Origin of the sequence: Xanthomonas sp. XNM01, assembly GCF_014851915.1 — a bacterium.
Classification (GTDB): Bacteria; Pseudomonadota; Gammaproteobacteria; order Xanthomonadales; family Xanthomonadaceae; genus Pseudoxanthomonas.
Window position 1 is genome coordinate 1006081 of sequence record NZ_JACVAP010000001.1, and the last position, 22234, is coordinate 1028314.

Genomic DNA, 22234 nt, shown 5'->3' on the forward strand with positions numbered 1-22234 from the left:
CCGCATGTTCAGACCCGTCCCCGTGGCCATCGGCCTGCGTTACCTGCGCGCGAAGCGGCGCAACGGCTTCATCTCCTTCATTTCGCTGGCCTCGATCCTGGGCATCGCCCTGGGTGTGACCGTGCTGATCACCACCCTGGCGGTGATGAGCGGGTTCCAGAAGGAGATCCGCGACCGCCTGCTGCAGATGACCGCGCACGCCACCGTGGTGGCCGATGGCGAGCCGATGAAGGAATGGCCGCAGGCGCTGGAGATCGCCAAGCGCGACCCGCGCGTTGCCGGCGCCGCGCCCTACGTCGAGACCGAGGCGCTGATCTCCGGCCCACGCCGGCAGCCGGGCATGGTCCGTGGCGTCGATCCGGCGCTGGAGGACGAGGTGTCGGTGCTGTCGCAGAAGATGAAGCGCGGCAGCGCCGATTCGCTGACCGAAGGCTCGTTCAACATCCTGCTCGGCCAGGAACTGGCGCTGTGGCTGGGCGTGGACGAGGGCGACACCGTGCTGGTGATGCTGCCCGAGTTCCAGGGCACCCCGATCGGCGGCGTGCCGAGGACCAAGCGCTTCACCGTCAGCGGGACCTTCGAGGCCGGCTACAACGAGATCGACCGCGGCCTGGCGGTGGTCAACATGGCCGACATGCAGCGCGTGCTGCGCATGGACGGCGCCACCGGCGTGCGCCTGAAGCTGCACGACATGGACCAGGCGGCAACCGTGGCGCGCGACCTGGCGCTGCAGCTGCCGGGTTTCTACCGGGTCAGCGACTGGACCCGCGAGAACGCCAACCTCTACCACTCGCTGAAGATGGAGAAGACGGTGATGGGCATCCTGCTGTCGCTGATCATCGCGATGGGCGCGTTCAACCTGGTGTCCTCGCAGGTGATGCTGGTCACCGACAAGCAGGCCGACATCGCGATCCTGCGCACGCTGGGCCTGACGCCGGGCGGAGTGATGCAGGTGTTCATGGTCCAGGGCAGCCTGATCGGCCTGATGGGCACGGTGTTCGGCGTGATCGGCGGCATCACCCTGACCCTGAACCTGGAGCGGATCCTGGACGGCATCGAATCGCTGTTCAACGTGACCCTGCTGCCGGAGGACGTCTACTACATCACCGGCCTGCCGACCGACATGCAGACCGGCGACGTGGTCGTGATCACCGTGATCGCGCTGGTCATGAGTTTCCTCGCCACGCTGTACCCGGCCTGGCGTGCGGCACGGACCCAGCCCGCGGAGGCGCTGCGCTATGAATGAGAACATCGAAGCGCTGCGTGCCGAGGCGCTGGGCAAGACCTACGCCGAGGGCAGCCTGAAAACCCACGTGTTTTCCGGGCTGGACCTGCGGGTGCAGGCCGGCGAGACCGTGGCCATCGTCGGCGCGTCCGGCGCCGGCAAGAGCACGCTGCTGCATCTGCTGGGCGGGCTGGATACGCCCAGCTCGGGCGAGGTCTACGTGGCCGGGCAGCAGATGTCGACCCTGTCCGACGGCGAGCGCGGCCGGCTGCGCAACCGGGCGCTGGGCTTCGTCTACCAGTTCCATCACCTGCTGCCGGAGTTCACCGCGCTCGAGAACGTGATGATGCCGGTGCTGCTGGGCGGCAACGCCGTCGCCGATGCGGCCGGTCGTGCGCGCAGCCTGCTGGAGGCGGTCGGCCTGGGCCATCGGCTGGAGCACAAGCCCGGTGAGCTGTCCGGCGGTGAGCGCCAGCGTGCCGCGGTGGCGCGCGCGCTGGTCAACCAGCCGGCCTGCGTCCTCGGCGACGAGCCGACCGGCAACCTGGACGAGAAGACCGCCGCGACCGTGTTCGGCCTGATGCTGGAGCTCAACCGGGCCCAGCGCACCAGCCTGGTGATGGTCACCCACGACCGCCGTCTGGCGCGGCGCCTGGACCGGGTGCTGGAGCTGCACGAAGGCAGGCTGCGCGAGGTCGCGCCGCAGGATCTCGCCAGCTGATCCAGGCCGATCCGCCTGGATGCGTCCTGCGGATTTCACCTGGATGGCCGCGATTGCGGCGTGCAGGCCGATGCCTGGTCGATGCCATCGTGGCGACGCGTGCGACGCGAGCGTTGCCGACGCCGGCCGTCGGGTGAAGCCAGGCAGGCCATCCGAAGCCGGGCCGGCAGCACCTGCCGCTGCCGACGATGGTGATGGCAGGTGTCGCCAGTAGACGTTCCCGTTGCCCCGCGGCTGCATGCTGCCTATCCCTGATGCGTGCGCTCCAGGGGTGGCCGCGTGCGTGTCCGTCGAGCCCGCGTGCTTCGGCGAGCCTTCCGGTTCGATCGGCCGGCAGCAGACTAAGTGCCAGCGCCGGTTCCGCGCGCCTGGCCTGCATGTCCATCAACGCGATTGCGTCAGGCTGTCCGAACGCACAGAGCACTAACGTCGTGGTTGTCGCCCGCAGCGTCGGGAATGTCAGTGCATCCGGTGGGTGGAGGTATCGGCCGGCGCCCTCGCGACCGGCTGCTGCGGCAGCTCGGGCGGCACCGGTGGCATGCGCTGCGCGGGCGGGCGGTTGGCACGGATGCCGACGACCACGAGTACCACGGCGAGCGCCGGCACCAGCAGCAGGCCAAGCATGATGATCCAGTGCCAGATGCTGAAACCCATCGCTCACCTCGTTTCTTCCGGAAAGGGGACGCCGCCGGCTTCGCGGCGCGCGTGGCCGGATGCTAGCGCCTCGGCATGTAAGAACATGTCGGTGGGTGACCTCCCGGGTATCGCATGGTCCTGGCCGGCGCGACCGCCGGGAGTGCGATGGCGGCGACACGGCGTGCATCGGGTGCGATTGCAGGGGAGTGCGACAGCGGGCAGTCCTCCGGTCAGGTCAGACCCCCGGGTGGTGCGGTACGGGTCGGCGACGCGTACCGCGGAGTTCTCTGACCCCTCGGCGCTGTCTTGCGTGATGCCGGGGCCGGATGGCGGCATGGATGCTGGATGCCTGTTTCCTGCTGGCCTGTCGCCATGTGCTGCGCCGTATCGATCATGCCCACCGGCCTTCTGTCGCAGCCGCGATGGCGGCGGGTTCGCCTGCCGCTCCGGGGCCGGGTGCTGGCCTGATGGGATGGCCCTCGTCGATCGGTCTGGCTGCGTGGCGCCGCCGATGGCAGTGGATCGGCGACCGTGGCGGCACTGCGGCCGGGATGCCGGGCCTCGGGATCGCCTGTGCCGGCTTGGCGCTCGCCGGGGTCGTGGCCTGCCTGTTCCTGCCTGTGCTGCCATGGGCGCCATGGCGCTGGCTGGCGGTGGGTGTGGGCGCGCTCACGTGGTGGCGCGGTGGCAGGTTCCGGCCCGCCGGTGCGCTGCTGGCCGGCTTCGGCTGGGCGGCGCTCGCGGCAGGTGCCGCGCTGCAGGACTGGCTGCCGCCTGCCTGGGAAGGGCGCGACGTTGCTCTGGCAGGGCAGGTGGTCGGGCTGCCCGAGCACGAGGCGCGACGGACGCGGTTCCGGCTGCGGGTCGACGCGGACGGGCCGATGCCGTTGCGTGGGCGCGTGGTGCAGCTGTCCTGGTACGACGACCATGACGCCGAAGCGCCGGGCGAACGCATGGCGCTGCAGCCGGGGGCGCACTGGGAGCTGCAGGCGCGGCTGCGGGCGCCACGCGGGCTGGTGAACCCGGGGGGCTTCGACGCGGGGCGGCACGCGCTGGCGCGGAGGATCTCGGCGACCGGCTACGTGCGCGACGCGACGGCCGCGACCGAGCGCGCGCCCGGTGCCGGCATCGACGCCTGGCGCGATGCGGTGTCCACGCGCATCGAGCGCCAGGTGCCGTCGCCTTCGTCGCGCTTCGTGCAGGCGCTCGCGCTGGGCGACACGCGCGGACTCGACGACCGCGACTGGGAGACCCTGCGCGCGGTCGGCCTGACCCACCTGATCGCCATTTCCGGTTTCCATGTCGGCCTGGTCGCCGGCTTCGTGGCCTGGCTGGCGGTCCTGCTGTGGTGGCTGCTGCCCGGGCTGGGACGCCGGCTGCCGCGTCCACAGGCAGCGGCGATCGCCGCGGTTGTCGGCGCGGTCGGCTACGCGGCCGTGGCCGGGTTCGAGCTGCCCACCGTGCGCACGGCGCTGATGGTCGCGGCGGTGGCGGCGGCGCGGCTGACCCGGCGGCCGGTGTCGCTGTGGCAGTCGCTGGCGCTGGCGCTGCTGGCGATCCTGCTGTTCGACCCGCTGGCGGTGCTGCAGGCCGGTTTCTGGCTGAGCTTCGCGGGCGTGGCCTGGCTGGTCTGGTGCCTGCCGTCGCAGGGACCACGCCGGCTGCTGCGCGACTTCCTCTCCGCCCAGGGCGTGGCCACCCTCGGCCTGCTGCCGCTGACGGCGGTGCTGTTCCACCAGGCGTCGATCGCCGGGCCGCTGGCCAACCTGCTGGCCATCCCGTGGTGGAGTCTGGTGGTGGTGCCGCTGTGCCTGATCGGCACCGGGCTGGAGGCGCTGCATGCCGGTCTGGGCGCCTGGGCCTGGCGGGCGGCGACGGCCTGCTTCGACCCGAGCTGGCGCCTGTTCGAATGGATGGCCGGCAGCCGGTTTGCGCTGTGGTGGCTGCCGGAGGCGCGCACCTATGCGTTGCCGCTGGCGATGGCCGCCGCGTTCTGGCTGCTGCTGCCGCGTGGCCTGCCGGGGCGCTGGCTCGCCGCCCTGCTGTGGTTGCCGCTGCTGTGGCCGGCGCGCGAACTGCCTGGGCCGGGCGGCGTGGAATTGCAGGTGTTCGATGTCGGACAGGGCCTGTCGGTGCTCGTGCGCACGCAGCGCCACGCGCTGTTGTACGACGCCGGTCCGGCGGTCCGCGACGGCTGGGATGCCGGCGAGCGCGCGGTGATGCCGGCCCTGCGGGCACTGGGCGTGCAGCGCCTGGACCGGATCGTGGTCAGCCACGCGGACATGGACCATGCCGGCGGCCTGCCGGCGGTGCGCGCCGCGAGCGCGGCCGGCGCGGTGCTGGCCCCGCCCGGTGCCGGCCTGGAGATCGACCGGGCCTGCCGGGCGGGCGAACACTGGCAGTGGGATGGCGTCGTGTTCCGGTTCCTGCATCCGCCGGAGCACTTCCCCTATCTGCGCAACGAATCCAGCTGCGTGCTGCGGATCGAGACCGCGCATGGCGCGGCGTTGCTGCCCGGCGACATCGGCGAGGTGATCGAGCAGCGGCTGCTGCGCGCGCCCGAGCTGCTGCGCGCCGACGTCGTGCTGGCGCCGCACCACGGCAGCCGCGGCTCGTCCACGCCCGGCTTCGTCACCGCCACCGGCGCGCGCCTGGTGCTGGTCGCGGCCGGCCACGACAACCGGTTCGGCCATCCCCGGCCGGAGGTGGTGCAGCGCTGGGAGCGCGCCGGTGCCGAGGTGCTGCGCACGCCGCAGTCCGGCGCGATCCGGGTCTGGCTCGACGACGGGGAACTGGCGGTGCGGGAACGTCGCGCATGGCGCGGCAGGCTCTGGGACCGACCATGACGCTCGATCGCGCCGCGCGGTCCCTCATGCCGTCGTCACGGCGTCGGGCTGGCGCCCGGACGGGCTTGCCTTCATCCTAGTGGGTCTGTGGAAACGGCCCGGTGCCGAGGGTAGGACACGTGTGGGAACTGGTGAAGGCCGGTGGATGGCCGATGCTGCCGCTGGTGCTGCTCGGCGTGGCGGCGCTTGCGATCGTGCTGGAACGCCTGTGGACCCTGCGCCGCGCCGAGGTGATGCCGGCCCGGCTGGGCGAGGAAGTCCGGAACTGGGCCGCCCGCGGCCAGCTCGACCCGGCCCACATCGAATCCCTGCGCCGCAATTCCCCGCTGGGAGCGCTGCTGGCCGCGGCGCTGGACGTGCGCAACCGTCCGCGCGACATCATGCGTGAGCGCCTGGAGGACACCGGCCGCCATCTGGTGTTCCGGATGGAGCGCTTCCTCAGCGCGCTGGGCACCATCGCCTCGGCGGGCCCGCTGCTGGGCCTGCTCGGCACCGTCGTCGGCATGATCCAGATGTTCCTCGGCGTGCTCGACCATGGCCTGGGCGATGTCAACCAGCTGGCCGGCGGCATCGGCAAGGCCCTGGTCTGCACCGCCGCGGGCATGATCGTCGCGGTGCCGGCGCTGATCTTCCATCGCTTCTTCCGCAGCCGCATCGCCGGCTACGTGATCGAGATGGAGCAGCAGGCCACCGCGCTGCTGGATGCGCTGGATGCGGCACGTGGCAGCGCACCCGCCGCGACGCCGGTACCCGCGCGCGTCGCCGCGGCCACGCAGCCGGCGCCGGCACGGGGCTGAGGCACAGCATGCGCATCCGCGACCAGCGCGCCTACGACGAACCGGGCATCGACCTGGTGCCCCTGATCGACGTGGTCCTGGTGCTGATCATCTTCTTCGTGATCACCACCACCTTCGACGTGCGCTCGACCCTGCAGCTGCAGCTGCCGACCGCCAGCGAACAGGCGCCGCCGCCGACGAACACGCTCAACGTGCTGGTCAACGCGGACGGCCGCTATTTCATCGGCGATCGCGAGGTGCTGCGCACCGACATCGAGGCGGTCAAGCAGGCCATCGCCGATGCCGCCGGCGACGACCGCGACCAGCCGGTGATGCTGCGCGCCGATGCGCGCACCCCGTACCAGGCGGTGGTCACCGCGCAGGACGCGCTGGCCCAGCTGGGCTTCCGCCGCATCGCGATCGCCACCGCGCCGGAGCCGCAGTCGTGAGCGCGCAGACTCCGGTCTGGCCGATCTACCGGCGGCTGCTGGGCTATACCGTGCGTTACCGGCTGTTCCTGGCGGCGGCGCTGGTCGGCATGCTGGTCGAGGCGACTGCCGGCGCGGCGTTCATCTGGCTGATGGAACCGCTGACCAACCGCGGTTTCGTCAATCCCGAGCCGCAGATGACGGTGCTGCTGCCGCTGGCGATCGTCGGCCTGTTCGTGCTGCGCAGCCTGGCCACCTTCATCACCGACTACGGGATGGCCCGCACCGGCCGCAGCGTGGTCCGCGACCTGCGCGAGCAGGTGCTGTCCAAGTATTTGACCCTGCCGTCGACCCATTTCGACGCCGAGTCGACGCCGGTGATGGTCAGCCGCCTCAACTTCGACACCGAGCAGGTCACCCAGGCCAGTTCGGATGCGCTCAAGGCGCTGGTCACCGACGGGCTCACGATCATCTGGCTGCTGGGCGGCATGCTCTACATGAGCGTGAAGGTCACCCTGGCGATGCTGCTGATCACGCCATTGATCGGCGTGATCGTGTGGTACGTGGGCAAGCGCTACCGCCGGATCAGCGGCGGCATCCAGGACGGCATGGGGCGCATGGCCGCCAGCGCCGAGCAGTCGCTGGCCGCGCAGCAGGACGTGAAGATCCATGGCGCCCAGGACCTGGAGGTCGGGCGCTACGCGGGGCTGGCCAACCGCATCCTCGGCCTGAACATGAAGGTCGAGACCACCCGCGCCTCGGCCTCGGCCCTGGTCCAGCTGCTCGCGGCCATCGCGCTCGCGGTGATCGTCGCGGTGGCCACCCGCGAAGCGCTGGCCGGCCGCCTCAACGCCGGCCAGTTCGTCAGCCTGATGACCGCGATGATGGGCATCATCCCGTCGCTGCGCCGCGTCACCAGCGTGCAGACCGCGATCTCGCGCGGCGTCGCCGCCGCCGAGCGCCTGTTCGCGATCCTGGACACCGAAGAGGAGCAGGACCGCGGTTCGGTCCCGGTCACCCGCGCGCGGGGCGATCTGGTGTTCGACAAGGTCTGCCTGCGCTACCGGGACCAGCCGGGCCTGGCGCTGGACGACATCAGCTTCAGTGCGCGGCCCGGCACGGTCACCGCGATCGTCGGCCGATCCGGCAGCGGCAAGACCAGCCTGGTGCGGCTGGTGCCCCGCTTCTACGAGCCCAACGGGGGCCGCATCACCCTGGACGGCACCGACCTGCACGACTACCGCCTGGCCGACCTGCGCCGGCAGATCGCGCTGGTCGGGCAGAAGGTGATGCTGTTCGACGACACCGTCGCGGCCAACATCGCCTATGGCGCGCCGGCCGACCCGGCGGCGATCCGCGCCGCGGCCGAGGCGGCCAACGCCTGGGAGTTCATCGAACGCCTGCCGCAGGGGCTCGACACGCATATCGGCGAGAACGGCGCGCTGCTCTCCGGCGGCCAGCGCCAGCGTCTGGCGATCGCCCGCGCAATCCTGCGCGATGCGCCGATCCTGATCCTGGACGAGGCCACCGCCGCGCTGGACAACGAATCCGAGCGGCTGGTGCAGGACGCCCTGCAGCGGCTGATGCCCGAGCGCACCACGCTGGTGATCGCCCACCGCCTGTCCACCATCGAGCATGCCGACCAGGTGCTGGTGCTCGACCATGGGCGGCTGGTCGAGCAGGGCACCCATGCCGCGCTGCTCGCCGCCGGCGGCCTGTACGCGCACCTGCACGGCGCCCAGTTCCGCGAGCCCCGCCACGCATGAGCCGCTCGTCTCCCAAGGCGCCGGCCTGGTGGTACGGCGACCACGTCGTGCCGTTGCCGATGCGTCTGCTGTCGGTGCTGTATGCGGCGGTGGTCGGGCTGCGTCGCAGCCTGTACCGGCGCGGCTGGCTGCGCACGCGGCAAGCGGGCGTGCCGGTGGTGGTGATCGGCAACCTCGCCGCTGGCGGCGCCGGCAAGACGCCGCTGACCCTGGCCGTGGTCGAGCGCCTGCGCCAGGCCGGCTGGCGGCCGGGCGTGGCCAGCCGCGGCTACGGCCGCGACGACGCCGGCACGGCACGCTGGGTGCAGCCCGACACCCGCCCCGAGGAAGGTGGCGACGAGCCGGTGCTGATCGCGCGGCGCCTGTCGGTGCCGGTGCGGGTGGATCGCGACCGGGCCGCCGCCGCGCGCGCGCTGGTCGCGTCGGGCTGCGACATCGTGGTCTGCGACGACGGCCTGCAGCATTACCGCCTGGGCCGCGACGTGGAGATCGAGGTGATCGACGGCAGCCGGCGCTACGGCAACGGCCGCATGATCCCGGCCGGCCCGCTGCGCGAGCCGGTGGAGCGCGCCCGGCTGTGCGACTTCCGCGTGGTCAACCTAGGCCAGGCGCAGGGGCGCGACGAAACCGGATTCGGCGAGTGGCCGATGCGGCTGCGGACCGGGTCGGCCGTGCCGCTCGGTGGGGGCCGGCCGTTGCCGCTGTCCGCCTTCGCCGGGCGCCGTGTGCATGCGGTCGCCGGCATCGGCCACCCGCAGCGCTTCTTCGAGATGCTGCGCGGGCTGGACATCGGTGTGGTCCCGCACGCCTTCGGCGACCACCATGCCTTCACCGCGGACGACCTCCAGTTCGGCAACGACCTGCCGGTGCTGATGACCGAGAAGGACGCGGTCAAATGCGCGCCGTTCGCCGACGCGCGCTGCTATGCGGTCCCGGTGGATGCGGAGTTGCCGGCCGCATTCTGGATCGCGCTGCTGGAGCGGTTGGGTCGGCCTGACGCCTGAGTCGGCGTCGGCGTCGGGCAACGCCGGCCGGGCGCGGGATCGATGCCCGGCCGGACGAGTGCGGCCGGGCGGCTGACCTTCGGCGGACGCAGGCCCGCCTGCAGCGCCGGCTGATCGCGCTTGATCGCCGCGCCGCGCCGCATCGCGGCCAGGCATGACGACCTCACGCCGTCGGGTGTTCTTCCTACAATGGCGGCCGGACTTCGGGAGTGATGATGGAGCGCAACGGGCAACTGGATTTCGTGGTGGCAGTGCCGGCGCGCTATGCCGCCAGCCGGCTGCCGGGCAAGCCGCTGCGGCTGCTCGGCGGCGAGCCGCTGGTGCTGCACGTGGCCAGGCGGGCGCTGGCCGCCGGCGCGCGCGAGGTATGGCTGGCGACCGACGACACGCGTGTGGCGCAGGCGCTCGAGGGCGTGGCCGGCGTGCGCGTGGCCATGACCTCGCCCGATCACGCCTCGGGCACCGATCGGCTGGCCGAGTGCGCCGACATCGCCGGCTGGGACGACGCCACCCTGGTGGTCAATCTGCAGGGCGACGAGCCGTTCGCGCCGGCCGCCGGCATCCGCGCGGTGGCCATGCTGCTGGCCGGCAGCGGCGCGCAGATGGCGACCCTGGCCGAGCGCGTGGCCGATGTGCAGACGCTGTTCGACCCGAACACGGTGAAGCTGGTCCAGGCCGCATCCGGCGATGCGCTGTACTTCAGCCGCGCGCCGCTGCCGTGGCCGCGCGACGCCTTCGCCCATGACCGGTCGACGTTGCCCGACGGCGGCCACTGGCTGCGTCATATCGGCATCTACGCGTATACGGCCGGCTTCCTGCGCAGGTTCGCGGCCATGCCGCCGGGCCGGCTGGAGCGGATCGAATCGCTGGAGCAGCTGCGCGTGCTGGAGGCCGGGTACCGGATCGCGGTGGCGCTCGCGCCCGCACCGTTCCCGCCGGGCGTGGACACGCCCGAGGATCTGGAACGCGCGCAGGCGCACCTGGCCGGAGCCGCCTGATGCGGGTGCTGGTGTTCTGCCTGGGCAACATCTGCCGGTCGCCGCTGGCCGAAGGCGCGCTGCGCACCCGGATCGCCGCGTCGCCGCTGGCTGGCCTGGTCGAGGTCGACTCGGCCGGCACCGGCGGCTGGCACGCCGGCGATCCGCCCGACCGGCGCGCGATCGCCTGTGCGCGCCGGCATGGCGTGGACATCGGGGCGCAGCGTGCGCGCCAGCTGCGTGCGGCCGACTTCGACGACTACGACCTGCTGCTGTGCGCCGACGCCGCCAACCTGCGCGATGCGCGGCAGCTGGTGCGGCCGGAGCAGGCCGGCAAGCTGGCCCTGCTGCTGGAATGGGCCGGGCTGGGGCAGGGGCGCGAGATCCCCGACCCCTACCATGGCGGGGAGGACCACTTCGAGGAGGTCTGGCGACTGGTCGATGCGGCCGCACAGGCGGTCGTCGCGCGTCTGGTACGCGAGCGGACATCCGGCATAATCGGTCGATGAGCGCCGTGTCCCTGCAGGAACTGCCCGAACTGGCCTGGCTCAACGCCCCGGCGACCACGCTGCACGACCTGCGCGGACGCCCGGTGGTACTGGCCTTCGTCAACGCCGCCTCGACCTGGTGCGCGCAGCGGCTGACCGAACTGTCGCAGTGGCAGGCGCGCAATCCGGGCCGGGTGCAGGTGCTGGCCGTCCAGGTGCCGCGTTTCGACAGCGAGCGCGTCCCGCAGCGGGCGCTGAAGCTGCTGCGCCGCTCGGGCGTGCGGTTCCCGGTGCTGCTCGATGCCGACTGGGCCGCGTGGCAGCGCTACGGCATCGACGCCTGGCCGACCGTGCTGCTGATCGACGCGCAGGGCCGCGAGCAGGCGCGCATCGTCGGTCTGGGCAACGATCTGGAGCGACAGCTGATCGCGTTGTGCGAGGGCCTGCCGCGTCCGCTGGACGAGGACCTGAGCAGCGCCGAGACCCACGCCGAACCCCGGTTGCCGCTGCTGTTTCCCGGCGGCATCGCCGCCAGCGGCGACCGCCTGTACGTGGCCGACAGCGGCCACCACCGGGTCCTGGAATGCAACCATCATGGCCGCGTCCTGCGCCAGTTCGGCATGGGCACCGCGGACTTCATCGACGGCCCCGGCGACCATGCCGCGTTCAACCGGCCGCTGGGCCTGGCGCTGGAACGCGAGGCGCTGTACGTGGCCGACGCCGGCAACCATGCGCTGCGCCGGATCAACCTGGGTACCGGCCAGGTCGACACGCTGTGCGGCAACGGACGCGCCGGCGATCCGGTCGAAGGCGCAGTGGCTGCTGACGCCCGTGGCCCGCTGAGCCATCCGCTGGCGCTGGCGGTGGCCAGCAACCACGTCTACATCGCGATGGCCGGCGACAACCGGATCTGGAGCTACGACCTGGGCCGCAACGAGCTGGTCCTGCGCGCCGGCACCGGCCAGCTCGACCTGCGCGACGGCAATGCGCGCATGGCCGCGTTCGCGCAGCCGGTCGGCGTGGCCGCGGTGCAGCAGGTGCTCTACGTCTGCGACGCGCTCGGCTCGGCGGTACGCTCGCTGCAACTGCGTACCGACCTGGTGCAGACCCTGGTCGGGCAGGGCTTCTGGGATTTCGGCGACGAGGACGGCCCGCGCTCGGTCGCGCGGCTGCAGCACCCGCAGGCGATCGCGCTCAGCGCCGACGCACCGCTGCTGTGGATCGCCGACAGCGGCAACGGCGGCCTGCGCACGCTGCGCCTGGGCGGCGGCGAGCTGGGCACGGTCGCGCTTCCGCGGCGCCTGCACGGCCCGTCGGCGCTGGCGATCGCGGCAGGCTCGGTCTGGATCGCCGAGACCGATGCGCACGGCATCCTGCGGTACGACATCGCCAGCGGCAGTCTGGAAGACGTGTCCATCGGCGAATGAGCAGTCCGGCTTCAGCAGCATTCGACGGCAAGGCGTTCGCCGCCCAGCTCAATACCGCACCCGGGGTCTACCGCATGTTCGGCGCGGACGACAGCCTGCTGTACGTCGGCAAGGCGCGCGCGCTGCGCAACCGCGTCGGCAGCTATTTCAACAACACGCCCAAGTCGCCGCGCATCCAGGCGATGATCGCGCAGATCGCGCGGATGGACGTCACCGTCACCCGCACCGAGGCCGAAGCGCTGCTGCTGGAAAACCAGCTGATCAAGTCGCTGGCGCCGCGCTACAACGTCTCGCTGCGCGACGACAAGAGCTATCCCTACGTGCTGCTCACCCAGGAGCAGTGGCCGCGGCTGACCTTCCACCGCGGCGCGCGCGCGGTGCCGGGGCGCTACTTCGGGCCGTATCCCAGCGCTGGCGCGATCCGCAACACGCTGGACCTGATGCACAAGCTGTTCCGGCTGCGCAGCTGCGAGGACAGCGTGTTCCGCAACCGCAGCCGCCCCTGCCTGCAGTATCAGATCGGCCGCTGCAGCGCGCCCTGCGTGGACCTGGTCGGCGCGCAGGAGTACGCCGAGTCGGTGCGCCGCGCGGTGCTGTTCCTGGATGGACGCAGCGACGAGCTGAGCACCGAGCTGGCCGCGGCTATGGAGGCCGCCAGCGCGCAGCTGGAGTTCGAGCAGGCTGCCCGCCTGCGCGACCTGATCGCCACGCTGCGCCGGCTGCAGGCACGGCAGTACGTCGATGGCCACGCCGCCAACCTGGACGTGCTGGCCTGCGCGATGCAGGGCAGTTCGGCCTGCGTGCTGCTGCTGGCCTTCCGCGATGGCCGCAACCTGGGCACCCGCGCGTTCTTCCCGCGGACCAATGGCGAGGACAGCGCCGAGGAAGTGCTGGCCGCGTTCGTGTCGCAGTACTACGCCGAGCAGCCGGCGCCGGGGGAGATCGTGCTCGACCGTGCGATCCCCGATGCCGAACTGCTGGAACTGGCGCTGGCCGAGACCGCCGGCCGCAAGGTCGTGATCAAGCACAGCGTGCGCGGCGAGCGTGCCGGCTATCTGGACCTGGCCCGGCGCAATGCGCAGATCGCGCTGGTCACCGAGATGAGCAGCCGCAACGCGCAGCAGGCCCGCAGCGAAGCGCTGCGCGACCTGCTCGGACTGGCGGACGTGCCGGCGCGGGTCGAGTGTTTCGACATCAGCCACACGATGGGCGAGGCCACGGTGGCCTCGTGCGTGGTGTTCGATCCGGCCGGGCCGGTGCGCAACCAGTACCGGCGCTACAACATCACCGGAATCGAGCCGGGCGACGACTACGCGGCGATGCGCCAGGCGATCGAGCGCCGGTTCCGGCGCGCGCTGGAGGCCGAGGCCGGCGACGACCCGCTGCGCGCGGCCAATGCGGTACTGCCGGACGTGCTGCTGATCGACGGTGGCGCCGGCCAGCTGTCCCAGGCCAAGGCCGCGCTGGCCGACCTGGGCGTGGACGGCGTGCTGCTGGTCGGCGTGGCCAAAGGCGAGGAGCGCCGGGCAGGGCACGAGGCGCTGGTGATGCCCGACGGCCGCGAACTGCGCCCGGGTGCGGCCTCGCCGGCACTGCAGTTCATCCAGCAGGTGCGCGACGAGGCGCACCGCTTCGCGATCACCGGCCATCGCGGCAAGCGCCAGAAGGCGCGCACCACCAGCCGGCTCGAGGACATCGCCGGCATCGGCCCGCGCCGGCGCGCGGCCCTGCTGCGCCATTTCGGCGGCCTGGCCGGGCTGAAGGCCGCCGGCGCCGAGGAAATCGCCCGTGTCGAGGGCATCAACGCCGCGCTCGCCGAGCGCATCTACGCTAACCTGCACGGGCTGGCACCCCCACCAGCGCAAGACAACAGCTGACGGCTCGCAATGAAGTTGACCATTCCCACCTGGCTCACGCTGCTGCGGATCCTGATGATCCCGGTGCTGGTGCTGGTGTTCTATCTGCCCTACACGTGGACCAATTTCGCCTCGGCCGGCGTGTTCATCCTGGCCGCGCTGACCGACTGGCTGGATGGCTGGTGGGCACGCCGCTACCAGCAGCACTCCGCGTTCGGCGCCTTCCTCGATCCGGTCGCCGACAAGCTGATGGTGGCGGTGGCGCTGTTCCTGATCGTGCAGGGGCATCCGACCCCATGGATGGCGTTCTGGGCGGCGGTGATCGTCGGCCGCGAGATCGCGGTGTCGGCGCTGCGCGAGTGGATGGCCGAGCTGGGCCAGCGCGCGACGGTGAAGGTGGCGCTGATCGGCAAGGTCAAGACCACCGCACAGATGGTGGCCGTGTCCTGCCTGCTGTATTCGGTGAGCCCCAACCAGGCGCCCGAGTCGATCTGGATGGGCGCGCCGGTCTTCCACCTCGGCGACTGGCTGCTGGCGATCGCCGCGCTGCTGACGCTGTGGTCGGGGTTCCAGTACCTGCATGCGGCCTGGCCGGCGCTGCGGGCGGACGAGCGGGCGGCCGCACAGCGCAATGTGAAGAAAAGCGCGAAATCCAGTTGACAGTTTCACGCGGATCCCTAGAATACGCGTCTCCCAAGCGGGAATAGCTCAGTTGGTAGAGCGCAACCTTGCCAAGGTTGAGGTCGCGAGTTCGAGTCTCGTTTCCCGCTCCAAGGACAGGCGTCATCCCACGCGCAGCCGGTCGCCAGACCGGTTCGAACGGGAAAGAAACCAGGCCCCGGCAACGGGGTCTTCGTTTCGGAGGAGTCGACGCGGTGGCGACATCGCAAGACGAGCCGGAGCATTGGCCTGGTGGCAGATTGGTTATGCACCGGACTGCAAATCCGTTTAGATGGGTTCGATTCCCGTCCAGGCCTCCACAATCAGGATCGTGCGGTACCCAAGCGGGAATAGCTCAGTTGGTAGAGCGCAACCTTGCCAAGGTTGAGGTCGCGAGTTCGAGTCTCGTTTCCCGCTCCAAGTTATGATCTACAGACTTCTACTGACGTCTGTAAGTCGTTGAAAAGAGGGGCTTCGGCCCCTTTTTTCATTCCAGCGAGTGCCACGGAAATCCACCCACAGCTACCGTTTTTGAGTGACCAATTGAGGCACAAGAATACGGGTGGGACGGCTACCGGATAGTTGCTGGGGCAGAGCGGGAACCATGACGAGCATAGGGCCTAAGTCATCACTTAGGAGCCTCGAAATGGCACTCTCTGATCTGACCGTCCGGCAGGCAAGGACCACCGGCAAGCGCTACACCCTCTCCGACAACGACTGCCTGGGCCTGATGGTCTCTGCCGCAGGCGGCAAGTCGTGGATCTTCCGCTACTACTGGCTGGGCAAGCAGAAGCGCTTGTCCCTCGGCGGCTATCCCGCCCTCAGCCTGCGCGAGGCCCGCACCGAGCGGGACAAGGCCCAGGCCCTGCTCGCCAGGGGGATCGATCCCCAAATCGAGCGCGACCAGCGTCGGCACGCAGCCAAGCTGGCGGGCGAATACACCTTCAAGAATGTCTTCGATGCCTGGGTCGAGCATCGCCGCAAGGAACTCAAGGAAGGCCGCCAGAGCACGCTGTCGCAGATCCTGCGCATCTTCAACAAAGACGTGCTGCCCACCCTAGGGAAGATGTCGATCTACGACATTCGCCGGCCCCAGCTCGTGGGCGTCGTGGCGGCGATCGAGAAGCGCAAGGCGTTCACCACCGCCGAGAAGGTGCGAACCTGGTTCAACCAGATGTTTCGCTATGCCCTGGTCATTGCAGAGGGACTGGAAGTCAACCCGGCTGCGGACCTGGACGTGGTAGCTGAACCCAAGCCTCCGGTGGCGCACAACCCCTACCTGCACCTGCCTGAGCTGCCCGAGTTCCTTCAGAAGCTCCGGCTCTACAACCCCCGTGGCTGGCAGACCCAGCTTGGTGTCCGTCTGCTGTTCCTGACGGGGGTGCGCACGGGCGAGTTGCGGCTGGCCGAACCTGAGCAATTCGACCTCGACCGCGGCTTGTGGATCATCCCGCCGCAGGTCGTCAAGCAGCTCCAGGACGAAATGCGCAAGGCCGGCAAGCGGCCGCAGGACGTGCCGCCCTACATCGTGCCCCTGTCCCTGCAGGCCATCGAGATCGTGCGCTATCTCCTGGGCGTGATGCGTCCAGCGCAGAAGTACCTGCTGTCGCATCGCAGCGAACTCAAGAAGCGTATCAGCGAGAACACCCTCAACAAGGCCGTGCAGCTCATGGGGTATGAGGGACGCCTGACCGGCCACGGCATCCGCGGCACTATCTCGACCGCGCTCAACGAGATTGGATACCCGAAGATTTGGGTGGACGCGCAGCTTTCGCACTCCGATCCGAACAAGGTCAGCTCGGCCTACAACCACGCCAAGTATGTGGAGCCTCGGCGCCGCATGATGCAGGACTGGGCCGACCGTCTCGATCTGCTCGAACAGGGCGAAGTCGAAGCCGCGAGCGCGCACCTGACTATCCGCATCGACGGTGTGCCGGCGATGGCGGAAGTCGAGGAAGTGGCGGGCGCGGTCTCCACGACGGCCGAGCCTGCTGTCCCCGGCGTGCCGCCCGTGGTGGCCACGCCCATCGTCGTGACCCCCAACAGCGGCGGAATCACGTTCCAGCGGCTGTCGCAGGTGCCGCCGCCGCCGGTGCATGCCCCGGAGCCGGAAGTCTCCGCGATCCAGCGCGAGCGCGAGGAAATGCTGGCCATCTACGAGTCGCCGAACAATCTGCCGGTTCCTCTGTTCGGCAAGCTGGCCGGTAAGTCCAAGGACCAGATCAACCGCGAGCTGAAGGCGGGCAAGCTGCTGTCGATCAGCCTGGGCAACCGGGGTCAGCGGGTTCCCGACTGGCAACTGGTGCCGCTCAAGCACAAGCTGGCCCAAGTACTCATGAGCCAGTGCCCGCACGCGGATTCGTGGGACCTGTACCGCATGCTGACCCAGCCTCACCCCGACCTGGGTGATCGCGCGGCTATCGATGCGGTCACGCCGACCAATGTGCCCGCGATCATCCGGGTCATCATGGGCGACTATCAACGCCATGAGGATGCGCCCGAGGCCGTTGCCTTGCGGCCCATCCCCGAGGATGTGCGGCTGAGCGTCCGTCGGTTGGTGGATAGCGCCGCGGTACTTGAGGGGGCTTAACCCCCGTCAAACTACGGCCGGGGCATAGCTCCGGCCGTAGGGGTGTTACTACGCGGCGTCGGCCCCGGTGACTTGCATCGCTCTGTGCTCGAACCGCTCAGAAACGGAGTCGGCTTGCGCGTGGGGTCGCTGCAGGTAGGTCACGATTTCATAGGGGCCGTCGGCGAGTGGTCGCATGGTGATTCCCCAGCCGTGGGCACGCTCGATGCGCGATTGCGCAGATACCCCGATGCCATAGCCGGCCGCAACCCAAAGCGCCATCATCTCGAAAGAGGCCACCTGCTGGACGTTCTCCTGGTCCACCGGCATGAGGGAGGCCAGCCTCTCATCAAGCAGCGGGCAAGCCTCTGCCTGCCAGCGATAGATGGGATAGTCCTGGAGATCGGCGATGGTCAGTTTCGCTTGGTCAGATAGGCGGAACCGTGGCGGCATGGCGATGGCCATGTTCTCGGTCCACAAGGGCTGCGTTTTGAGAGCCGGGTCGCTCTGCCCCTGAAGCGACATTCCTGCGTCGTAGCGACCTTTACGAAGGCCCTCAACCAGAGCGTCGTCCGCAACCTCAAAAAACGTGAGGGTGACGCTTGGCTCTTCAGCGCGTTGCCGCGCGAGAAGCGCCGAAAGTTGTGATGACGGTACGCCCGGTGCTACCGCAAGCCTAAGACGGGGGTGCGGGCTGGTGGCATCGTGCATAAGAGCCCCCAAGAAGAGAATTGATCAAGAAACCAATCCGACATGATACGCATGAGTTAAATTTAACGTGGTTAAATTCTAGTGACTGCTCGACGCTTCTGCTAATGCAGAAGCGTACTGTTCAACGCGGCCGTCCCCCCGGCACAACCCGATATGAAGCCGAGCCAGCGCTGGCTTTTGGCAAGGCTGTGCGCGCGTTTCGTATGGATCAGGGTGTTGCTCAGGAGGAACTGGCTGCGCTGGCCGGAATCGAGCGTTCGCACATGGGCAAGATCGAGCGAGGGGAGCACTTGCCCTCGCTGGCCGTGATCCTGAAAGTTGCCGCAGCGCTCAGAATGAGCGGCACCGAGCTGATGGCTGCAACCGAACGCAATCTTCATGCCGATGCCGATGCAGGCTGATGCCGCACCAGAAATAGACCTTTATCCGTCCTTCTGCGAACGCAAGCGAATTATGAAACGCTCCAATGCAGGGCATAAAGTGTCACTGCGAGGTCGAAGCAGGTAGGTGGTTATCACGGCCGAATCCACGGCCAATGGGCGGGCAATCACGTCCGCACGTTGGCTGAGCGCGAGCCTTGCGGCCGTTGTGAAGCCCAGGCCGTATCCAGCCCCGACCAAGGTCAGCATCATGTCCAACGAGGATGCGTGCTCGACGACATTGGGCTCTCGCTCCAGCGGCCGCAGAAGCCGTGTCAATTCGCGGCAGTAGCCCTCGCAAACTTGCGGGTCACACAGCACGAGCGGATACGAGACAAGTTCTGGAAGTGGCACTTCCTTGTGAGCAAGCAGTGGATGCCGAGCGGGCACTGCCAAGATCAGCGGGTCATGCCATATCGGCTCCGTGATGATTTCCTCGCCGACTTCTGCGGTGTGGGCGAACCCGATTGTGAAGTCGCCCGATCGCAGTCCACGCAATTGCTCGGACAGAGGAACTTCGGCCAGTCGAATTTCAATCTCAGGTTCTTCTTCGCGGCAGTGCGCGAGGAAGGCGGACAGGCGCTGGTCAACGGTGCCATCGGATATAGCGATGCGCAGGCTGCCTTGCAAACCTGCCGCGATGGCCTTGACGTTCTCCCGGCCTTGCTCCAAAGCCGCGAACACTCTGCGCACGTCCTGCAAGAAGGCCGCTCCGGCTGGGGTCAGACGGGTCCCTCTCCGGTCCCGGTCAAACAGCGTTGCGCCCAGTTCGTCCTCAAGCTCTTTGATGGCCCGGGAGAGCGGTGGCTGCTCGATGTGCAGGCGTTCGGCCGCCCTCGTGAAATGCAACTCCTCAGCTAAGACGACGAAGCAGCGAAGATGTCGCAATTCCATGAGCCATGCTCCTAGTGAACTCTGAAAGCACACCTTGCATGGCGTCGTGGCGACAAACTTTGGGCGGGCAATGCTCAGTGCAGTGAGTTGATCGACGTGACTTGCTGGCCAACACTGCGGACCCGCTAGGTGTCGCCCTCGGCCATTCGAGGCGGTTGCTGGGCTATCGCCCTACTGCAAATGCATGCGGCAATACGGCTTATCTATTGAGTTTTGCAAAAATCGACGCGGCTGACTACCTGATGAATACTTAAAGCGCCTATTAGATGGGCTAATTAGATGACAGAGCATTTTTCTCGGAGAATTCTTGGATTTACAGCGTAGGCCAACATGCGGGAACATCACTCGCCTACCGTGATCGTCCTGGCTGCGGGGCGCGGTGAGCGTTTCACCCGCTCGGGCGGTGCGACCCACAAGCTCGATGCACTGCTGGGCGGTGTGCCCGTGTTGGAGCGCCTGCTGAGCAGAGTGGCTGCGTCGGGCCTGCCGTGGCACGTCGTGCGGCCCAGGGATGACCAATTGGCCGCGGTGGACGGCATGGGCGACTCCATCGCGCGCGGCGTGGCCGCCACGCTGGGAGCGTCTGGCTGGCTGATCCTGCCGGGTGACCTGCCGCTGGTCGAGCCGCAAAGCCTGCTACAGGTGGCGCAAGGGCTGGCCGCGCAGCCTGTGGTCGTGCCGTTCTGGCAGGGCCGCCAAGGCCATCCGGTCGGCTTCGCACGGGAATGCTGCACGGCGTTGATGGCGCTGCATGGCGATGTAGGCGCCGCTGCCATCGTGCGTGCGCATCATCAGGCTGCGGCGGTACTGGAACTGCATCTGGACGATCCGGGGATCGTGACGGACATCGACACGCGGGAAGACCTGGCACGGGCCGAAGCCCTACTGGCCGATCCCGATGTGTAGGGAGCGAAGCAATGGAGAGCGTTGATGTGCGCGTGTTGCGCGCCGCGCGCGACTGGCATGCGGCCGGGCACCGGCTGATGCTGGTCACGGTGGTCAAGACTTGGGGTTCGTCGCCGCGGCCGGTCGGCTCGATGATGGCGCTGCGCGATGACGGGCGCTGCATCGGCTCGGTTTCGGGCGGCTGCATCGAGGACGACCTGGTGCATCGCTATACCAGCGCCTATGCCGAGGGGAGCATGCCGCGCTCGGCACCTACGCTGGTGCGCTACGGTGTCACGGCGGACGAGGCGCACCGCTTCGGCCTGCCTTGCGGCGGCACCCTGGAACTGCTGCTCGAATTTCAGCCCGGTTTTGCGGCGCTCGATGAACTGGTGCGGCGGCTCGAATCGGGCCAGCTCGTGCATCGCACGGTGGACTGCACGACGGGAGCGGTAGCGTTGGCGACCCCATCCGCTCCCGAGGAACTGCATTTCGACGGCAACACGCTTTCCAGCACACTCGGGCCGCAGTACCGGATGCTGCTCATCGGTGCCGGCGCGCTGGCCGAGTACGTGGCGACGATGGCACTGTTCAACGACTTCGCGGTGACGGTCTGCGACCCGCGCGTCGAGCACCGGGACACATGGTCGGTGCCAGGCGTGGAGATCACCACGGAGATGCCGGATGATGCAGTGAGCGCCCTCAAGCCCGATGCGCGGACCTGCATCGTGGCCTTGAGCCACGACCCCAAGCTCGATGACCTGGCGCTGCTGGAGGCACTGCACAGCCCTGCGTTCTACGTGGGCGCCATTGGCTCGCGCCGCAATGCGAGCAGCCGCCGTCAGCGCTTCATCGAACATTTCGACGAGACGGAAGAATCCCTGCTGCGCCTGCACTCGCCGGTAGGCCTGTACATCGGCAGCAAGACGCCCGCCGAGATCGCGGTGAGCGTCATGGCCGAGATCCTAGCCGTCAAGAACGGCGCGGTGCCGCCACGCCGGCTGCGGGCCGAGTCTCCCGAGGCAACTCGCTGTGCTGATGCGTGACGTTCAATCGCGCGGAGCGGCAGCGTCGAGTCCAGCGAATTCCTCGTCGCTGAGCGCGATCGCCGCAGCTGCCACGTTTTCCTCCAGATGCGCTACCTTGCTGGTGCCTGGAATGGGCAGGATCACGGGGCTGCGCTTTAACAGCCAGGCCAGTGCGATCTGGCCGGACGTTGCGCCCCTCGCCTTGGCGAGCGCGTCCACCGCGCCGCCCGGCTTGGCGAGATCGCCCGCCGCCAGCGGGAACCAGGGGATGAATCCGATCCCGTTTGCCTCGCAGTAGTCGAGCACGTCCTCATCCGCCCGGTCGGCCAGGTTGTAGCGGTTCTGCACCGTCGCTACCGGGAAGACCTTGCGCGCCTCTTCGATGATCTCGACCGACACCTGGCTCAGGCCTGCGTGCCGGATCAGACCCTCATCGATGAATTCGCGGATGGCATCGAACTGCTCCGCGCGCGGCACCCTCGGGTCGATGCGGTGAAGCTGCCAGAGATCGATCTGTTCCAACTTCAAGCGTCGCAGGCTCAGGTAAACGCATTGACGGAGATAGGCCGGATCGCCGATCACCGGCCAGGAAGGGTTGGTGGAATTGCCGGGGTAGCGCACAAGGCTGCCCTTGGTCGCGATCTTGATCCCGCCGTAAGGGTGCAGCGCCTCGGCGATGAGCTGTTCGCTGACGAACGGCCCGTAGCTGTCGGCCGTGTCGATCAGATCGACACCGATCTCCGGCAAGCGCTTCAGAACGCGGATCGCCTCGTCGCGATCTTCCGGTTCGCCCCACACATCGGGGCCGGTGATGCGCATCGCGCCGAAACCCAGGCGGTTGACCGCCAGGTCGCCGCCGATGGCGAACTGGCCGGAAAGGCTGGCATCAACTTTCATCTTCTGACTCCTGTAGGTCGT

20 protein-coding genes and 3 tRNA genes are annotated in these 22234 nt (G+C 68.9%); 19 read left to right on the forward strand and 4 right to left on the reverse strand.

Annotated elements, in window-relative coordinates; translation table 11 throughout:
- The first annotated feature begins 4 nt into the window (after positions 1-4).
- Together IB242_RS04525 and lolD are read left to right on the forward strand one after the other, a co-directional pair.
- Complete coding sequence (locus IB242_RS04525) at positions 5-1246, forward strand: lipoprotein-releasing ABC transporter permease subunit (RefSeq protein WP_192276249.1); 1242 nt, start codon at positions 5-7, stop codon at positions 1244-1246.
- Complete coding sequence (gene lolD / locus IB242_RS04530; RefSeq protein WP_192276251.1) at positions 1239-1946, forward strand: lipoprotein-releasing ABC transporter ATP-binding protein LolD; 708 nt, start codon at positions 1239-1241, stop codon at positions 1944-1946. Before IB242_RS04525 ends, lolD begins: the two co-directional genes overlap by 8 nt.
- Before the next feature lie 459 nt (positions 1947-2405).
- On the opposite strand, the gene IB242_RS04535 is transcribed toward lolD, so the two are convergent.
- Positions 2406-2600: a hypothetical protein gene (locus tag IB242_RS04535; protein ID WP_192276253.1), complete on the reverse strand. Its 195-nt coding sequence runs from the start codon at positions 2598-2600 to the stop codon at positions 2406-2408.
- Positions 2601-3133: 533 nt separating this feature from the next.
- On the opposite strand from IB242_RS04535, the gene IB242_RS04540 reads away from it, so the two are divergent.
- From IB242_RS04540 to IB242_RS04605, 14 genes are all read left to right on the forward strand, one after another.
- Positions 3134-5428: a DNA internalization-related competence protein ComEC/Rec2 gene (locus IB242_RS04540; protein WP_192277726.1), complete on the forward strand. Its 2295-nt coding sequence runs from the start codon at positions 3134-3136 to the stop codon at positions 5426-5428.
- Between the two features lie 119 nt (positions 5429-5547).
- A complete protein-coding gene (locus IB242_RS04545; RefSeq protein ID WP_192276255.1) occupies positions 5548-6225 on the forward strand; it encodes a MotA/TolQ/ExbB proton channel family protein in 678 nt (225 codons plus the stop codon).
- Between the two features lie 8 nt (positions 6226-6233).
- Entirely contained in the window at positions 6234-6653 is a 420-nt protein-coding gene (locus tag IB242_RS04550; RefSeq protein ID WP_192276257.1) for a biopolymer transporter ExbD, read from the forward strand.
- Entirely contained in the window at positions 6650-8398 is a 1749-nt protein-coding gene (gene msbA, locus IB242_RS04555) for a lipid A export permease/ATP-binding protein MsbA (protein WP_192276259.1), read from the forward strand. The genes IB242_RS04550 and msbA overlap by 4 nt, the downstream gene beginning before the upstream one ends.
- The gene (gene lpxK, locus IB242_RS04560) at positions 8395-9402 is read left to right on the forward strand and encodes a tetraacyldisaccharide 4'-kinase (RefSeq protein ID WP_192276261.1); all 1008 of its coding nucleotides are present in this window, start codon (positions 8395-8397) and stop codon (positions 9400-9402) included. Before msbA ends, lpxK begins: the two co-directional genes overlap by 4 nt.
- A gap of 212 nt (positions 9403-9614) precedes the next feature.
- A complete protein-coding gene (gene kdsB, locus IB242_RS04565; protein ID WP_225540024.1) occupies positions 9615-10400 on the forward strand; it encodes a 3-deoxy-manno-octulosonate cytidylyltransferase in 786 nt (261 codons plus the stop codon).
- Positions 10400-10888 carry a low molecular weight protein-tyrosine-phosphatase gene (locus IB242_RS04570; protein WP_192276263.1) on the forward strand — a complete coding sequence of 163 codons (489 nt, stop codon included), beginning with the start codon at positions 10400-10402 and terminating at the stop codon, positions 10886-10888. The genes kdsB and IB242_RS04570 overlap by 1 nt, the downstream gene beginning before the upstream one ends.
- Complete coding sequence (locus IB242_RS04575; protein ID WP_192276265.1) at positions 10885-12294, forward strand: redoxin domain-containing protein; 1410 nt, start codon at positions 10885-10887, stop codon at positions 12292-12294. Before IB242_RS04570 ends, IB242_RS04575 begins: the two co-directional genes overlap by 4 nt.
- The gene (gene uvrC, locus IB242_RS04580) at positions 12291-14171 is read left to right on the forward strand and encodes an excinuclease ABC subunit UvrC (protein WP_192276267.1); all 1881 of its coding nucleotides are present in this window, start codon (positions 12291-12293) and stop codon (positions 14169-14171) included. The genes IB242_RS04575 and uvrC overlap by 4 nt, the downstream gene beginning before the upstream one ends.
- 9 nt (positions 14172-14180) lie before the next feature.
- Positions 14181-14810 (forward strand): CDP-diacylglycerol--glycerol-3-phosphate 3-phosphatidyltransferase, encoded by a 630-nt coding sequence (gene pgsA, locus IB242_RS04585; RefSeq protein WP_192276269.1) that lies wholly within the window; start codon positions 14181-14183, stop codon positions 14808-14810.
- A gap of 37 nt (positions 14811-14847) precedes the next feature.
- Positions 14848-14923: transfer RNA gene (locus tag IB242_RS04590), tRNA-Gly, on the forward strand.
- A 133-nt stretch (positions 14924-15056) separates the two neighbouring features.
- Positions 15057-15130 (forward strand) — tRNA-Cys (locus tag IB242_RS04595).
- Positions 15131-15154: 24 nt separating this feature from the next.
- Positions 15155-15230, forward strand: a tRNA-Gly gene (locus tag IB242_RS04600).
- Between the two features lie 226 nt (positions 15231-15456).
- Complete coding sequence (locus IB242_RS04605) at positions 15457-17400, forward strand: integrase arm-type DNA-binding domain-containing protein (RefSeq protein WP_192276271.1); 1944 nt, start codon at positions 15457-15459, stop codon at positions 17398-17400.
- 48 nt (positions 17401-17448) lie between these two features.
- Here the strand turns inward: IB242_RS04605 and IB242_RS04610 are convergent, their stop codons facing one another.
- On the reverse strand, positions 17449-18090 hold the full coding sequence (locus IB242_RS04610; RefSeq protein WP_192276273.1) for a substrate-binding domain-containing protein: 642 nt from the start codon (positions 18088-18090) through the stop codon (positions 17449-17451).
- Between the two features lie 104 nt (positions 18091-18194).
- On the opposite strand from IB242_RS04610, the gene IB242_RS04615 reads away from it, so the two are divergent.
- A complete protein-coding gene (locus IB242_RS04615; protein WP_192276275.1) occupies positions 18195-18491 on the forward strand; it encodes a helix-turn-helix transcriptional regulator in 297 nt (98 codons plus the stop codon).
- A 21-nt stretch (positions 18492-18512) separates the two neighbouring features.
- On the opposite strand, the gene IB242_RS04620 is transcribed toward IB242_RS04615, so the two are convergent.
- Positions 18513-19403 carry a LysR family transcriptional regulator gene (locus IB242_RS04620; protein ID WP_192276277.1) on the reverse strand — a complete coding sequence of 297 codons (891 nt, stop codon included), beginning with the start codon at positions 19401-19403 and terminating at the stop codon, positions 18513-18515.
- Between the two features lie 354 nt (positions 19404-19757).
- Here IB242_RS04620 and IB242_RS04625 point away from each other — a divergent pair, with 354 nt between their 5' ends.
- Together IB242_RS04625 and IB242_RS04630 are read left to right on the forward strand one after the other, a co-directional pair.
- Positions 19758-20309: an NTP transferase domain-containing protein gene (locus IB242_RS04625; protein ID WP_343237085.1), complete on the forward strand. Its 552-nt coding sequence runs from the start codon at positions 19758-19760 to the stop codon at positions 20307-20309.
- Positions 20310-20320: 11 nt separating this feature from the next.
- On the forward strand, positions 20321-21334 hold the full coding sequence (locus IB242_RS04630) for an XdhC family protein (RefSeq protein ID WP_192276281.1): 1014 nt from the start codon (positions 20321-20323) through the stop codon (positions 21332-21334).
- Positions 21335-21337: 3 nt separating this feature from the next.
- On the opposite strand, the gene IB242_RS04635 is transcribed toward IB242_RS04630, so the two are convergent.
- Positions 21338-22213, reverse strand: coding sequence for an aldo/keto reductase (locus IB242_RS04635; RefSeq protein WP_192276283.1), 876 nt, complete (start codon positions 22211-22213; stop codon positions 21338-21340).
- Positions 22214-22234: the final 21 nt, after the last annotated feature.